The 15,505-nt window shown below is 63.6% G+C and carries 13 protein-coding genes; 2 read left to right on the top strand and 11 right to left on the bottom strand.

Features of this window, described 5'->3' with window-relative positions:
* Positions 1-8: 8 nt before the first annotated feature.
* From I603_RS09505 to I603_RS09460, 10 genes are all read right to left on the bottom strand, one after another.
* The gene (locus I603_RS09505; RefSeq protein WP_143736692.1) at positions 9-1,217 is read right to left on the bottom strand and encodes a class I SAM-dependent methyltransferase; all 1,209 of its coding nucleotides are present in this window, start codon (positions 1,215-1,217) and stop codon (positions 9-11) included.
* 137 nt (positions 1,218-1,354) lie between these two features.
* Positions 1,355-2,290: an FkbM family methyltransferase gene (locus I603_RS09500; protein WP_158093638.1), complete on the bottom strand. Its 936-nt coding sequence runs from the start codon at positions 2,288-2,290 to the stop codon at positions 1,355-1,357.
* 2 nt (positions 2,291-2,292) lie between these two features.
* A complete protein-coding gene (locus I603_RS09495; RefSeq protein ID WP_068864446.1) occupies positions 2,293-4,632 on the bottom strand; it encodes a glycosyltransferase family 4 protein in 2,340 nt (779 codons plus the stop codon).
* Entirely contained in the window at positions 4,629-5,522 is an 894-nt protein-coding gene (locus tag I603_RS09490; RefSeq protein WP_143736693.1) for an FkbM family methyltransferase, read from the bottom strand. The genes I603_RS09495 and I603_RS09490 overlap by 4 nt, the downstream gene beginning before the upstream one ends.
* Complete coding sequence (locus tag I603_RS14915; RefSeq protein WP_084440019.1) at positions 5,519-6,934, bottom strand: ABC transporter ATP-binding protein; 1,416 nt, start codon at positions 6,932-6,934, stop codon at positions 5,519-5,521. The genes I603_RS09490 and I603_RS14915 overlap by 4 nt, the downstream gene beginning before the upstream one ends.
* On the bottom strand, positions 6,931-7,728 hold the full coding sequence (locus I603_RS09480; RefSeq protein ID WP_068864442.1) for an ABC transporter permease: 798 nt from the start codon (positions 7,726-7,728) through the stop codon (positions 6,931-6,933). The genes I603_RS14915 and I603_RS09480 overlap by 4 nt, the downstream gene beginning before the upstream one ends.
* A 2-nt stretch (positions 7,729-7,730) precedes the next feature.
* On the bottom strand, positions 7,731-8,906 hold the full coding sequence (locus tag I603_RS09475) for a hypothetical protein (protein WP_232305332.1): 1,176 nt from the start codon (positions 8,904-8,906) through the stop codon (positions 7,731-7,733).
* Positions 8,903-10,147 carry a glycosyltransferase family 4 protein gene (locus I603_RS09470; RefSeq protein ID WP_068864440.1) on the bottom strand — a complete coding sequence of 415 codons (1,245 nt, stop codon included), beginning with the start codon at positions 10,145-10,147 and terminating at the stop codon, positions 8,903-8,905. Before I603_RS09470 ends, I603_RS09475 begins: the two co-directional genes overlap by 4 nt.
* Positions 10,144-10,905, bottom strand: a complete 762-nt coding sequence (locus I603_RS09465; RefSeq protein ID WP_068864438.1) for a phosphocholine cytidylyltransferase family protein — start codon at positions 10,903-10,905, stop codon at positions 10,144-10,146. The genes I603_RS09470 and I603_RS09465 overlap by 4 nt, the downstream gene beginning before the upstream one ends.
* A gap of 61 nt (positions 10,906-10,966) precedes the next feature.
* Positions 10,967-12,067 (bottom strand): inositol-3-phosphate synthase, encoded by a 1,101-nt coding sequence (locus tag I603_RS09460; RefSeq protein WP_068864436.1) that lies wholly within the window; start codon positions 12,065-12,067, stop codon positions 10,967-10,969.
* A gap of 305 nt (positions 12,068-12,372) precedes the next feature.
* On the opposite strand from I603_RS09460, the gene I603_RS09455 reads away from it, so the two are divergent.
* On the top strand, positions 12,373-13,527 hold the full coding sequence (locus tag I603_RS09455) for a glycosyltransferase family 4 protein (protein WP_158093639.1): 1,155 nt from the start codon (positions 12,373-12,375) through the stop codon (positions 13,525-13,527).
* Here I603_RS09455 and I603_RS09450 read toward each other — a convergent pair.
* Positions 13,497-14,381 (bottom strand): CDP-alcohol phosphatidyltransferase family protein, encoded by an 885-nt coding sequence (locus I603_RS09450; protein ID WP_068864432.1) that lies wholly within the window; start codon positions 14,379-14,381, stop codon positions 13,497-13,499. The two genes, I603_RS09455 and I603_RS09450, sit on opposite strands and share 31 nt — an antisense overlap.
* Positions 14,382-14,482: 101 nt before the next feature.
* On the opposite strand from I603_RS09450, the gene I603_RS09445 reads away from it, so the two are divergent.
* Positions 14,483-15,505 (top strand): CDP-alcohol phosphatidyltransferase family protein, encoded by a 1,023-nt coding sequence (locus I603_RS09445; RefSeq protein WP_068864430.1) that lies wholly within the window; start codon positions 14,483-14,485, stop codon positions 15,503-15,505.

The raw sequence follows: 15,505 nt of genomic DNA, 5'->3' as shown, positions 1-15,505 counted from the left end.
TTGGGGGCTCAGGCTGGAACCTTTTGCTCCAAACGGACGGGCGCAAGGCCGGCGCTCATTGCCTGACGCACGAACGGGGTCATCTCCTGAACGGCCGGAAAGATCGTCATCCGCGGTGCAAGGACCCGGAATTGCGGGCCGTCCTCAATGATGCGGTAAAAGGCCAGCAGCGGCTGATAGCGTGTGCGCCGGTAATCGTGAATCACGATGATGCTGTCGGGGTTGGACAAGGCCAGCGCCATCATGGCACATTCCATCCGCCGTCGCCCATCGATGAAGATGAAGTCGAAAGTCCGCCCCGCAGTGAACGGGAAGGTGGAATAGTTCAGGCCGGTATCCCGATCATCAACGCAAGGCCCCTCAAGCGACATCGCCTGATGCTGCAAGTAGCGGCAATCGCTGTAGTCCTCGACGACTTTCTCAAGATACGACTTGTTGTGATCGATCGTCAGGAACAGATCGACGGGGCGATCGCCGATATGTTCGATCGTCATTCTCGTTGTGTATCCGGCGCCCCATTCGAGAAAGGTGGTTGCCTCAGATGCATACTGGCGCAGCACACGGCGAAACTCGGTGTCATAGGCTTGGCCGTATTGTTCAGGATTCTGCAGCATGGGCTTGACCTCTTCGGCGGTGGGAGCAGCAGGCTTTGGCAGCGTTGCGGAAAGAGCCTCGGCCACCCCTTCGCGCAGTTTCGCAATGCGCTCGTCCATGGTGGACGCGTTTGATCTCAAGACCTGTCGGATGAAGCTTGCCTTCTCGTGGTTGAATACCTCGCGCGGAACCATCGCGAGCCGTTCGAGAAGATGCGGGCTGTTGCGCAGGATCTTGTGAAGGCGGGGCTGGTCGCTCGGCACCATTTGCCAGTCACTGGCCACCCGAAGAGCCTCGTCGGGCGTCGACATGAAATCCTCATACCAGGCGAGGGCCAGTTCTTTTCCGGCATCCGAACCGAGATTGATGAGGAACACCCCGTCATTGACGTCCCACTTTTCCCCGGTCAGCCCGCCCGGTGCGAAAAGGAAGTCACCTTCAAAGAGGTCCAGCAGCGAACGAAGGTCATAGGAGTGGTCAAAGACATAGGCATCTGCATCGATGTAGAAGATCCAACCATCATAGCCCGCGTCGATCTGTTCCTTGAGGTATACGATGCGGTTGAAGCAGGCGTGCCAGGGAAAGTAGCCACGCTTGAGGCCGACAAATGTCTCGAAAGCCATGTCGAACCTGTCGCAATAGGCTTCATTGGATTGCGAGGAAATCGTGAGAAGCTCACGATAATTTTCGCTATCGCACGTCTGAAATGCCTTAATCGGGGCAGACATAAAATTCTTCCAAGTTGTCCTAAGGCAGGGCGCTAAGGCATGAACACGACGTTGACCAATTGAAATTCTTCGTGGCCGATTAGCTCTCTTGTTGCAGTTCCATCCTTCGCAATTTCGAGGCATTTGTATCCAAGATTTCGGAATAGGTCGATATAATCACTTGGTTCTACACCGCTGACACGCTCAAGCTGTGTGCGGTGGATTTCGGAGACCACAATGGGCCGCGCTTCTGCGAGCAACTCAACAGCATCGGACATGACCGTATGCTCTGCTCCCTCGACGTCGATCTTGATCAGCGACGGCAAATCACCGTCGACAAAATCGGAGAGGGGACAGGTCGGGACAGGCACGCTTGCATGGCCGGGAAGCACCGAACCATCGAATGACAGAAATGCACCGCCCCAGTTAGGCGACCCGGGCGCGTAGACCAACGCGACCGTTCCGCGCTCCTTCGCCAGCGCGACATTATGGATCGTGCAGTGCCCGAACCCGTTCTCATACGCCGACATGACGGCGCGCTCATGCAGGAATGGCAATGGCTCAAAGGCGATCACACGGCCTTCTGGCCCGACGAGTTTCGAAAAAAGCATCGAAAAGAAACCGATATTCGCGCCTATATCGAACACTGTCTGTCCGGGCTTTATAACGCCCGAAAGGAATTTTATCTCTGCGCGTTCAAAGTCGTTGCGGACGATTGGCCACGATATGCCGGTGTCCGCCAGGTTCACCCAAATCCGAATACCGACTTCGTGTTCGACCAGAACCCATTTGTTCATCAGCGGCATGAAGCGTGGGTTTTTATTTACAAATTCTTCGCTGTAGATCAGTTGGTTTGAAAGGGCCGCCTGATCCGTGCACGCCATCTTTTCAGCGATGACAGCTTCATTTTCTGGTTCGCGACCGAGTATCAGGCGATAACCCCATTCGACTGTTTCCCTGCTGATCATTTGGCGCTCTGAATCAGTCACGCTCAACATGCGATCTTGTACGCATTGCGTTCGGCGATCTTCAGGCGTTCGGCCATCGCGCCGGCGCCCAGCAGCACGAAGCTCCTGAGCCCGAAGGTCAGCTCGCGCGGGTCGATGGCGCGGCTGGCCTCGCGCATGGCGGGGGTGACGCCGGCCAGTTCGAACCGGAGATCGATCGCCAGCATCCCGTCGACGCTTTCGCTTGCGCGGCGGCGCAGCTCGGCCACGGGCAGCGGCCAGGCGAGCACGGGGTTGGCGCTGTCAACCATGCGCTCGTCCCCCAGCGCCGCACCGCCCGCCAGCAGGCGGATGCGCGCGCCCATCATCGGGGCGACGAAGGTGAAGGCGGCATAGAGCACGATCTCGCTGTCCGCCGCGATGTCCGCCGGATCGAGCGCGAATTGCAGGCCGGCGCGCTCGTGCAGCGCCCAGCTGCCCCAGCGCTCTGCCGGGAACCAGTTGGTGTCGCGCGCCAGCAGACCGGCCACGCGATGCGCCGCCTTGGCAGTGCCACCCATGATCGGAGCGCCGAAGGCTTCCTCCATCGCCTCAAGCATGGCGCGGCCGAGCAGACCGTCGAACCCGCCCTGCAGCTTCTTGACCGTATATTCGGTGCCGGGCACGATCCTTGGCCGCTGGAAGGCCGGCATCTCGCCGCGCTGGAGTGCGAGGCAGCCTTCCACGACCCGCCGCGCGACATCCTCCCAGCGCAGCGGGGCGAAGCGCGCCGCGATGGCCTGTTCATATTCGGCCAGCCGGTCCGGGTCGCCGAGCAGTCCCGCGATCGAATCCGCCGCCGTCTCGACATCGTCGAGCGGGATGAAGCAACCGAACTCGCCTGCCACTTCGGGCAGGGAGGAATTGTCGGCCAGCACGCACAGCTTGCCGTGGCCGAGGCTTTCCCCGATCGGCAGGCCCCAGCCTTCATAGACGCTGGGGAACACGGTGAAGAGGCAATCGCGGTAAAGCGCGTTCAGCGCCTCGTCCGAGACATCCTCGCGCAGCTCGATCCGCCCGCCGAGATAGTCGCTTTCGAGCAGGTTGGTGAGGAAGGCCTCGGCCCGCCAGCCGATCCGTCCGACGCACACCAGCCGCGGCACGTCCACCCCGCGCTCGACCAGCGTGCGCCAGGTCTCGAACATGAAATTGTGGTTCTTGCGTCCTTCTATGGTGGAGACGAACAGCACGAAGGGATCGCGCGCCCGCACGCCGGCAGGCGGCGGGGTCGCGGCCTCGCTGCGGGGAAAGAACTCGTCGAAACTGGTGCCCAGCTGCGTCACCAGCGTCGGCGGCACCGGGAATCCGCTCTCGCTGCAGTAGCGCTTCAGATCGCGTTCGGTGCTGCGCGAGACGCACATCGCAAGGTCGACGATGGGCAGGACCTGATCGACGAATTCGCGGAACACCACCGCCGTGCCCTGATCGCAGGTCTCGCGGGCGTAGATCGGGATGAAATCGTGGAACAGCATGGCGAAGCGCGCATCGTGGCTGCGCTTCAGATTGACGATCAGCGAGGCATATTCGGGGATCACCCAGGCCGCGCCGAGCAGCACCACGGTGGTCCGGCCCGGGCGCAGGAAGGCGGCCAGCGGCTCCTGCGGGAAGAGCCGGCCGTGGCGCGCGGCGGCTGCGTCGAACGTGGCCTTGCGGCGCTCCTTCGGCAGGGCCAGATCGTCAAGCAGGGCAAGGAAGCTGTCCGGACAAACCGAGCGGAACGCCCTGAGATCGCGGTCATAGGAAATGAAGCGCAGGTCGCGCGGATCGTGCAATCCGTATTTCATCACCGCCTGGATCATGCAGCACTGGACGCGCTGGATGCCCGAGAGGTTGTCGTGATGGCCGATATAGAAAACCAGATCGGAAATATCGAACACGACGAGTTGTTCGGTACGATGTGACGGCGCGTGCTTGCGCAGCAGAATTTCGTTGGCTTGATCGACCAGGCCCATACGCTCCAGCTCCTCGAAGGCATGGAGATTGAACGGCGTGAAGTCGAGCGCGTGCAAATAGCTTTCGATGGCGCCCTGCCGGTCCCCCATGACTTTGTGCAGGTGCCCCAGCTGAAGGTGGGTGTCGGAAGTGTTCAGCCCCAGGGCAAGCGCCTTTCTGTACGCTGCCATGCTGGCGTCAATTCGGTGTTCCTCCTTAGAGACGTTGCCGAGCTGGACCCAGATGTCGGCATGATCGGGCTTGAGCTTGAGATAACAGGCGTAATCGCGCGCCGCCGCGGCCCAATCGCCACGGTCTCGCGCGGCATCGGCGGCGGCGAGAATTGCCCCCGGATCGGATGCACCGCCCGAAAGGCTGCCGATAAGGCTGCTGGCAAACCTTACGGCCTTCATGTGCCGTCTCCCTGAGCTGCCATTTCCGAGGGTGTTACGTGTTGGCGGGTATGCGCAAAATCAACGCACACTAGCCAATCTTCTCCCGGCTGGAGGGTTTCGGCCATGTCGCGCGTGAAAGGCTTCACGGTGCTGTCGAAGTCGAGGAAGCCGAGTGCATCGGTGCCAAATGCGGACACGACCTCGTCCCAGCCATAGCCACGGCTGAAATTGATTTCGCACACCACCTTGGGCTGGAACTTGTCCAACACGGGGCGCAGATGCTCGAGCACGGCAAGTTCGGCGCCCTCGACATCGATCTTGACGAAATCGACCCGTTCGAAGGCGTCGGGATCGATCCGGCCCAACGCGACTTCGCTGACCGTCCCATGGCCCGCCAATCGCTCGGGTTCTTCCGTATCTCCGATGAAGCGGCCGTTCTTCGGGTCGCCTGCAGGCACGAAGAAAGCCCGCTTGCCGGTTTCGCCCGGTCCTGCCAGCGCGACATTGCGGGCATTTGTGCGCGGCGCAAAGCCGTTGACCGCGATGCTGGCCGAAAGATGACGAAACACCTCCGGATTGGGCTCAATCGCGATGACTTGACCCTCCGGCCCGACCAGGTCAGCGGCGAGCAGAGTATAATAACCAAGGTTCGCGCCGATATCGATCACCGTGTCACCCGGGTGGATCACCTCGGCAAAATGACGAGTAAGCCAAAATTCCCAGTAACCCTCGAAGATCATGTGCGGCGAGAAACCGATGTCATCGCCGATCGCGAACAGCTTTAGTCCGCCCAGCACCTGACACAGCAGCGTGCCTCTTCCGAGATATTGGCTGCGGGTGCGCGAGGTAAAATATTCCTCGGCAGCCGGCCGATCTTGGCGGAGCAGGATCGAGCGGAGATTGCTCATGCGCTGGCCTCTGCCCGGCTGGCGGCGGGCACGGCCCAACCATCGAGCCCGCCCGAGCGGCGCAGCGCATGAAAGAGTTCATCGCCCCGCGCCAGCGCCGCATCAAGCTCTTCCTGCCGCGCACCTGCAAGCCTGGCCAGATCCTCGCGCCATTCAATGCGCAGCGGGGCATCACCAGGAACCACCGCGATGCCACCGGGCAGGGCCGCTCCGGATGCGGTCGTACTCGGATCGTCCAGCATATGCGCTAGCACATCCTCTATGCCGTCTTGCCGCCGCATCAGTGCGAGCGCCTCGTCGTCGCCCAGCCGGTCGCGCCCTTGAGCCAGAGCCGCCAGAACGGCCAGATCGGGGTAACCGGGCGGCTGCCGCCGGGTCTCGCCACCATCAGGCGCCGCCACGGGGATCGCAGGTGCGGCTTTGCCCGGCTGTTCGACCGCTGCGATGAAAGGCTCCAATACACGCACCGACTCTCCGAAGGCACATGCGGTACGGTAAGCGATCTCGGCCCGCACCATCCGTCCCTGTTCGCGCGTCACGTGGCCAAGCTGCACCCAGTAGCTGCGCTCGTAGGGGTGCAGGCTCAGTGCGGCGGCATAGCTTGCTTCGGCTGCAGCCCAGTCATGCCGGTCGCGAGCGGCATCAGCCTGCCGCACCAGCGCCATGAAATGCTCGTCCTCATGCGCGACGCGGCGCAGGGAATCGATCGCTGCCATGCGCCGCGAGAAGGGCTGGGCCACGGCCCGGACCGGCTCACGCACCCGCATCTGGGCGAGGAAATGGTCATGTGCGGTCTCGAAGTCGTCGAAGGCGGTCAAGCGCCCGGCATCGAGCACGGCGAAACGGTTGCAATGGTCGCGCAGATAGCCCGGATCGTGAGAGATGATCATCATCGCCCGGTCGCCGCGCTTGTCGAACAGCTCGTAATTGCAGCGCTCGTGGAAGCGGGCGTCGCCGACCGAGGCGATTTCGTCGATCAGGAAGCAGTCGAACTCAATGATCATCGAGATCGCGAAGGCGAGGCGCGCGCGCATCCCCGAAGAATAGGTCATCACCGGTTCGCGCAGATATTGGCCCAACTCGGCGAATTCCTCGATGAAGGCGAGATTGTGCTCCGGATCCTGCGCGTAAAGGCGACTGATGAAGCGGACATTGTCGACCCCGGTCAGCTGCGATTGGAACGCACCGCCGAAGGCGAGCGGCCAGGATACCGACATGCCGCGTGTGATCTGGCCCGATGTTGGCCGTTCGGCCCCGCTTACCAACCGGATAAGGGTCGACTTGCCTGCCCCGTTGCGGCCCAGCACCCCGAGCCGCTCGCCCTTGTGCAGAGTGAAGTTGACATTGTCGAGTACGCGCCGAGGGCCGGTGCGGGTGCGGTAATCCTTGGAGATGTTCTCGACGGCGATCATTGCGGGGTCAGCCGTTTCTCGACCCAGCGCACCAGGATCAGTGCCGCGACCGACAACACCAGCGAGCAGGCCAGGACGTAGCCGGGATCGTAGATTGCCTGGACCTTGGAGCCGAAAAAGCCCTCGCGGATCATCTCCACCCCGTGCACCATCGGAATGTAGAGCACGATCTCGCGCGCGAAAGGTGGCAGCGCCGACACCAGAAACGCGGCCCCCGAAAGCGGAAACAGCAGATAGGATGCCGGGTGCCAGAACTTGTCCACCAGCTCGTATTCGTGGCTCAGCGCGCCCAGCGTGATCGCCAGCACGGCGCCGAACCATGCGATCATCATCCACCCGGCCGCAACCGTGAGGAAATCCTCCGGCGGGTCGAGCCAGCCGCTGAGAATGAACACCAGCGCGAGTGTGAAGAACGAGATTGTCGCGCCCGAAAACTCGATCATGATCCGCGCCATGTAGATATCCAGCGCGCGGATATTGCGGTGGTACATCAAAGAGAGATTGGCCTCGAGCGCGCCGATGCAGCGACCGGGCATGTTGCGCCACAGCAGCACGCTGGAATAGCCGGTGAGCGCGAAGGCGACGATCGGCAGGTCGCTGCCATGCGCCGATTTGGTCGCCGTCCACAGTGCCGTCACTCCGAGCGTGAACATCATCGGTTCGACGAACAGCCACAGGAAGCCGATATTGTGTCGCCCGTATCGGGTCAGTAGCTCACGCACGAGCAGCGCGGCCAGCACACGGCGCTGAATCTTGAGGCTTGCGGCCAGCGATGGCTGTGCGGCGCTCGCCATGCTCAGTCCTTGTGCTCCCGGATACCGACCAGCAGCATCGAGGCAACGCCCCATGCCAGCAGGCCGAGCACGAAGGTGGCGAGAATGCTGCGCAGGCGGCGCGGATAGGCGGCATCGTCGGGCAGGCTTGGATTGGAGATCCGTTCGACATAGGCCTGCTTGCGGCGCGCCTCGGCCTGAGCGTCCTGATAGGCCGAAAGCGCGATCGCGAGGCGCTTTTCGGCATATTCCGATGCGAGCGCCAGCTCCTGATAGCGCGCCGATGCTGCCGACAGAGAGCCTCGTCCGCCTGCGAGCTGCGCGGTTTGATCGGCGATCTCGCGTTCGAGATTTCGGATCTGGGTGCGCAGATAGGGGATCTGCGAGGCCTGCGGAGTATAGGTCTGCATCTGCAGCAGCTGGGTCTGTGCGGCGATCAGCTGGTCCTGCAGCTTGCCGATCATCTGCAGTCCGGCGCTGGCCTGCAATTCGGGGTCAATCACGCCTTCGCGGTCCCGGAAGGCGGCGAGCGCTACTGCTGCCGACTGTGCTTCCTGGCGGGCGCGGCCGAGTTCCGCTTCGGCAAAGGCAATCGCATCGCGCCGCGCGCGGTCGGACAGCTCGTTAACCAGCACCTCCGATTGTTCGAGCAGCCGCCGGTTGATCACCTGCGCGCTCTGCGGATCGAAGGATTTGACTGTGAGCACGGTCACCATGGTCGTGGTGGAATCTTCCGCCGTGACCTTGCCGAGGTAGTATTCGAACAGGTCTTCACCGGTATCCGAGCCGAGCCCGCCGAACCGGTCCATCAGGAAAATCGAGGAATTGCCCCAGGCGCGGGTGATGTAATCGTCCTGATTGACCGTTTGCAGCGCTTGGCGCGAGCCGAGGAATTCGGTCACCGCCTCGCTTTCCTCGCTCGCCCCTACAAGCCCGCTGCCGCCGAGCACCATGCCAAGCGGCGAGAGATTGGGCTTTTCCGGGCTGCGCACGATGAAGCGGCTTTCCGAGACATAGACGTCATTGGCGAGCAGCCCGAAATAGAGGCTCGCGATAACGGTCGGCGCTATGACCATCCCGGCAAACAGCGGGTTGATCGCCCGTAGCCGAGCCAGCAGGCTGCGCGGTGGGTCCTCGGCGACGGTTGCCGGTCCGTGACCCAGCCCCAGTTGTTCGGCAATAGGGTCCATCCGGGTCATGATGCAGCTCCTGCAAGTGCGGACGGCATCGCTATGCCCGCGCTGCGGTGATGGACATGGACCGACGCTCCGGATCCCTCCGGCAGGCTCGCCAACCAGTCTTCGACAAGACCGAAATGGTCGCGCCATCGGGGCGCGCGATAGGATCGCAGCGCGGCGAGCTGGCGTTGTCGCTCCGGACCATTGCTGGCGAATTCCCGGATACGTTCCAGCCATGCCTCGGGCGCGGATGGATCGAGGAAAGTGGGTATCGAGCCACCGACTTCGCGGAAGGCGGGGAGGTCGCTCGCGATCACCGGCACACCAAGCGTCAGCGCCTCGACCACCGGCAGTCCGAAACCTTCGGCACGCGAGGGTGCGAGCAGCGCGCTGGCGCTGCGCAGGTGGCCGGCGAGCTCGCTATCGGAGCAGTCGCTATGGATCGAGACGAAGCGCTGCAGCTGCGGATCCGCGAGATAGCGGCTGCGCACCGCTTCGGCTCCGACACCCCAGCGCCCGATCAGTGCGAGCCGCGGCGCAGCCTCGCTCATCTTGGCGATCAAGCGCTTCCAAACATCGAGCAGCAGCATGTGGTTCTTCCTGTGCTCGATCGTGCTGATGCACACGAAGCTGGCCTGCCGCTGCACTGTTGTGCGAGCGGCCGGAACGGGCAGGTACGGCGCGCCCAGCGGCGCTCCGAGGATCGGCGGGGGCGTGATACCCTCGCTCATGGCGAAGGCGGCGATCGCATCCGCGGTAGTATGCGAATTGGCGATGATCCCGCTTGCCGCATCAAGCGCGCGGCGTACCCGCCCTGCATGGCGACTGGTCTTGCGCGGGGTGGTAAAGTGCGGGTGTTCGATCGGAATCAGGTCATGCAACAGATAGACCGGACGCACACGGGTGTTGCTGAGCCAGTCGCGATGACTGTCGAGATCGAAATCGGTATGTGAGACATTGAGATAGATCGCACCTGTAACGTCGGTCCGCCCGCGCGCGCCTGTGCCGAGCATCGCTGCCAGTCCGGCAAAGCGACGCCGGAAGGCGCTGCGCGGGCCGTCAAGCATCGCGAACAGGGCTTGCGATTGGCTCGGCGTCAATACCCGCGCGCGGCCGCGCAATTGCACAACAGCCTGCGCCTGCGGTCCGAAATGAGCGAGATAGGCCTCGCACACACGGTCAATCCCGGTCGGCATCCGCCGCGACCAGCGATGCGCCACCATCCGGGTGCAGTCGAGCAGGAGCGGCTGCGCAACCGTCATGCAACCGCCCTTTGGTCAACCATTCCGCCAGCGAGTGAAAGGAACGTCGGCGCCGCGCGTTCAGCAAGGGCCAGCATCCGTGGTTCGTCTACATCGATCCACCAGTTGCCTGTTACATCCACGGTTTCTGCCGCGCCGTCATCCGCGAGTCGCTGCATGCCTTCCGACAGGCTTCCCGCGGCACCTTCCGCGATTGCTGCGGCAATCGCTGCTGCAAGATCGGGGGTGGCGATGAATGCACCGCAATCGACTGCATCGTAACTGGCAAGCTGCTTGCCGATCCGCGCGATCTTGCCATTGGCGCGGCAGCGCACCCAGGTTGCATCCTCGGGATCGATCGCCGGCCCTGCGATATTCCGATCGATCGCCAGTGCCGCGCCGTGCTGGCGATCCATGCCTTCGACCAGCCGGGCCAGCAGACCAGTGGCGAACAGGTGATCGGCCATCATCAGGAGGTAGTTGCCCGAAATCCTTGCGGCTCCGGCGAGCACCGAATGGCCGTTGGGCCGCGACCAGTCGGAGAGACGACAGGGCTCAAGCGTGACCCCGGTGCGGTAGGCGATGCCCGGAAGGCGCGCCTCGATCTCCTCGGCGCGGTGGCCGGTGACGACCACCGCGTGGGCGATGCCCGCCGCTGCAGCCTGATGCACCGACCATTCAAGCAGGCTGCGCCCCGCCACCTTGACGAGCGGCTTCGGTGGGCTGCCTGCCATTGCAAGGCGACTGCCATAACCGGCGGCGAGGATGAGCGCTTTCATGGAAGAGGAGACCTGAAGCATGGGGCTGAGAAAAATTGCGGCGTTCGGTTTGCGGGCCTCCCTATTCGGCTGCATCCAGCTGAGGTGTGGCACGTGCATCGAGCAGCGTGACCGCGGCATCCTCTGCCATCTGCTGCGGGGGGTGCTTGCAGAAGTAGGCGCTTTCGGCGATCAGCGCGCCGCCTTCACCACGGTCGCGCGCGAGTTTGCAGAAGCGGATCGCGTCCATTGCGCAGGCGGCGGCGTTGGGGCTGTCTTCGACCGACAGGCGCAGTTCGAGGTTCATCGGCACTCCGCCCCACTGCGTCCCTTCGAGACGCAGGAAGCAGATCTTGTTGTCCTTTTGCCATGGCACGTATTCCGACGGACCGATGCGAATGTTCTCGTCCGCCAGCCGTTCCGCGAGGGCTGCCTGGACCGCTTCGGTCTTGGACAGCTTCTTGTGGGTCAGCCGCTCGCGATCGAGCATGTTCATGAAGTCGGTATTGCCGCCGGTGTTGAGCTGGTAGGTACGGTCTACCGTAACGCCGCGGGCCGAGAACAGGCTGGAGAGCATCCGGTGAATGATCGTCGCCCCGACCTGAGCCTTGATGTCATCTCCGACGATCGGCAATCCGCGCTGGCGGAAACGCGTCTCCCACCCTGCATCGCTGGCGATGAAAACAGGGATTGCATTGACTACGCCGACGCCCGCATCGAGTGCGCATTCCATGTAGAATTCGCTCGCCTGTTGCGATCCGACGGGCAGGAAGTTGATCAGTACATCGACCCTCTCGCGCCGCAGCGCGTCAACGATGTCCTGCTGGGTAGCTTCGGGCTGCGAGGCCGGCTGGAAGCCACGCTCGCCCGCTTCGACCATATGCGCGGCTACGCCGTCCAGCAGGCGCCCCATGATGACCTTCGCATTGGTCGGGGCAATGTCGGTCTCGAAGAATTGTGTATTGTTCGGCGCAGCGAAAATTGCCTCCACAAGATGCTTGCCTACCTTGCGGCGATCAACATCGATCCCGAGCACGAAATCAACGTCGCTTACTTGGTAAGGGCCGACAAATTCATGCATCAAGCCGCCGCTTGACTTGGTGCGCCTGTAAAAGGCACCACCTTGTACCAAGGAGCAGGCACAGTTGCCCACGCCTACGATTGCGACCCGTACGCGATTCATTAAGAGACCCTCAATTTCAAACGCGGTGCATCATGACAAAACAACCCTCTGTCAAGCCGAACGAATTTTCCTCGCAGACCCTTCGTTTAGCCGAAGCCCCCAGTTTCCGCGACGGCAACTGACTGCAAAATGGTTGTGAATCCCATGCCCGAAAACCTCGGAATTCTGCGGATTCAACCCCTGCAATCAGGGGGGTTACCCAGGCGCGGGCGAGGGGGATGCAGCGGGCTGCAAGGCCCCTTCGCCGTTTCGACAGAGCGCCCGTATTTTCCGACCAGTTGCAGTGCGGCAAAGCCATGTCAGGATTGAAGAAATTGCAACAGTCCGGCCCGCGGCGCATCGCGCTCGATTGCCGCTATATCGGCCCTCGGCCAAGCGGCATCGGCGAGATGGTCGCGGCGCTCGTCAAGCACCTGCCCGCAATGGCTCCCGATTGGGAGTTCACCTTTCTGCGCAATCCCTTGAGAGTCGAATCGCTGAGCGATGCCCCCAACGTCCGCGAAGTGATGGTGCACAGCCCGGCCAATGGCCCGGTCACACTTATGCATCTGCCGCTGGCAGTCGACCTTCGGGGCATCGATCTGTTTCATGCTCCGGCCAATATCCTGCCCGGAGGCCTGTCGATGCCGGCGATCACGACGGTGCATGACGTGATGTGGCTGAAACATCCAGAATGGTGCAATCCCTCGGCCTGGGGATGGGTCGAGCGCCATTTCTACGCCTACGGCATCCGGCGAGCGCTGGCACGATCGGCGCTGGTTGCAACCGTGAGTGAAGCGAGTCGCTCCGAAATCGCGGGACTTGCGCCGGAGGTGGAGGAGCGCGTGCTTGTCACCCGCTCGGGAGTAGCCGAAGATTTTCGACCGATGGCGCGCGATGCCGCGAGTCTCGCGCGCCTCGGTGTGCCGCCAGGGCGGCGTTACGTGCTCGTGGTCGGCCAGGGCGCACCCTACAAGAACCATGCGGGCGCCCTGCAGGGCTTCGCCCGCGCATTTGCCCAAGCCGCCGATATCGACCTGGTAATGGTGCGGCGGCGCGGCGATACCGGTCCGGCGCTTGAAAAACTCGCTGGCGAACTAGGTCTTGCCGGCCGGGTGCATTTCCTCGAGACCATAGGCCGACCCGCTCTGGTGCAGCTCTATGCCGGGGCCGAGGCGCTGCTCCACCCGTCCCTGTGCGAGGGCTTCGGCAATCCCGTAGCCGAGGCCATGGCCTGCGGCTGCCCGGTGGTGACCAGCAATGTCTCGGCCATGCCCGAGGTCGCTGGCGGGGCGGCGCTGCTGGCAGATCCGCGCGATCCGGATGCGCTGGCGGCTGCTCTGAGGCGCGTGGTGGATGATCCCGCACTTGCCGCCGACCTGCGCGAGCGCGGGTTGCAACGCGCTGCCGAGCTCGACTGGCGCGCCTTTGCTGCCGCAAATCTCTCGCTTTACCGCAAGGTTCTGGAAGCAGCGGCCTGAGCCAGCACCGCTCCGAACACTCGCCGCACCCGCACCACAGAGGCCAGCAGCACCAGACCGAGCACCAAAACTTCGAACAGGAAATACCACTGCGGTCGCCCCGCCAGCATCGCAGCGCCGACTGCCAGCGTCCGGTAATTCGCGCTGAGCGGGCTGATCCATCCGAGCCATTCTCCGGCCCGCTCGCGCATGGCCTTGCGCAGGACATCGCGCTGCGCCGACTCCTGCGCAGCCGCAGTCAGCGCTTCGCCGTGGGGCACGATCAATCCTGTGAGCCAGAGGTAATAGGCAACGAAGGGGTGGCGCCGCCCGGATGCGGTAACGACCGGCGCCGTGCTCGCCATCCACGGAGTGCCGTAAACGATCAGCTGGTATTGCCGCCGCGCACCCTCGTAATGCGCAGCCTGCGCCACCCGGCTCGCACCTGCCGCCCACATCAGCGCCCAGCCCCATCCGCCGATCTGGCCCGCGGCGATGAGGCCCATCGTCACGTAGAGCACGATATGGCCCACATAGTCGCAGATCCCGTCGACCAGCTCGCCATGCGGGGAGCTCTTGCCGGTAAGCCGTGCCAGGTCTCCGTCCGCCCCGTCGAGAACGTGCCAGCCCATGTGCAGCGCCAGCCCGAGCGCGACGCTCCACGGCCATTCGAGCAGGCCATAGGCGGCGGCCGCCAGGATGATTGTCAGTGCGCCCGCCGCCGATACCATATCCGGAGAGATGCGGGTGGACGCCAGCCGCCGCGCCAGCCGCCACGAGAGCGGATGGTAAAGCCGGCCATTGAGCGGGTCTTCCAGCTCCGCAGGACGCGCGGGACGCTGTGACGGATCAAAGAACGGGGCGGACTGCGACACGCATCACCGGATGAGGGCGAGGGCGGAGTTGCCCTGCCTTGGTTTGCTCCTCCATATAGACGCCTGTTTTGCGGCGCAAATGCGCACTAGCACGGGGACGCATGACCACGCCTGCCACCTTCCAGTTTGTCTCGGCGCAGACGGCCAACCGGCTGGTCGCGGGCATTCCTGCCATCGCCCGTCTGGCACTCGCCTATGACCAGGCATGCCCCGGTGCGCCGCTCGTGCTGGCGCTGGGCGACAGGGGAGCGCTCGATCCTTTCTCCCGCGCCGAAATCATGCGGCTCGCACCGGGGCTGAAGGTGCAGGTCGAGCGCGAAGCGCAGGGCCTTGTCATTCCGGCCGAGACGCTGCCCGATGCCGCAACAATCGCCGGTCTGCTGGCGGGTGCCGCACCCGTCCCGCCGCCGCCCGCCGACCCGCAGACAGAACTCGCGGCTGCCGCGCGTGCGATCATTCGCGCCACGGCCAAGCCGGGGGACGGGATCGTTGCGCGCCGCATCAACCGCCCGATCTCGCAAGCTGTTTCGGCGTTGCTGCTGCGGTTGGCCTGGGTGCGGCCGGGACATGCCACCGCGCTCACGGCGCTGGTTGCGCTGGCGATGATCGCTTGCCTGCTGACCGGCACCACCGACGGGCTGGTCGCGGGCGCGGTGCTGTTCCAGCTGGCCTCGATCGCCGACGGGATCGACGGGGAGATTGCGCGCGCCACCTTCCGCACCTCCGCCAGCGGAGCAGCGTGGGACAGCGGAGTCGATGCGGCCACCAATCTCGGCTTTCTGGCCGGGGTGATCGCCAACCTGTGGCTCCGCGGCGCGACGGATACCGCGATCATCGGGCTGGCGGGACTGGGGATCCTTGCGTTCGGCACCGGGCTGCTTGGCCTTTATGCCCGGGCGCGCGGCGAGCCGCTGAACTTCGATGGCGCCAAGGCGCTGCTGGGCGAGCGGGAGAGCGCGCTGAAGCGCTGGCTGCGCTATCTGACGATGCGCGATTTCTACTGCCTGTTTCTGGCGCTGATGATAGCGGCCGGACAGGTCGCGGCCGCGCTGGCGATTTTCGCGCTGGCAGCAGCCGGGTGGCTGGCGACGGTGATCGTGCTGCTGTGGCGTGCCCGAGCCTGA

This window comes from Erythrobacter dokdonensis DSW-74, from assembly GCF_001677335.1.
Classification (GTDB): Bacteria; Pseudomonadota; Alphaproteobacteria; order Sphingomonadales; family Sphingomonadaceae; genus Erythrobacter; species Erythrobacter dokdonensis.
The sequence above is the reverse complement of the archived record's forward strand: the minus strand, read 5'-3'. Positions and strand labels throughout refer to the sequence as shown.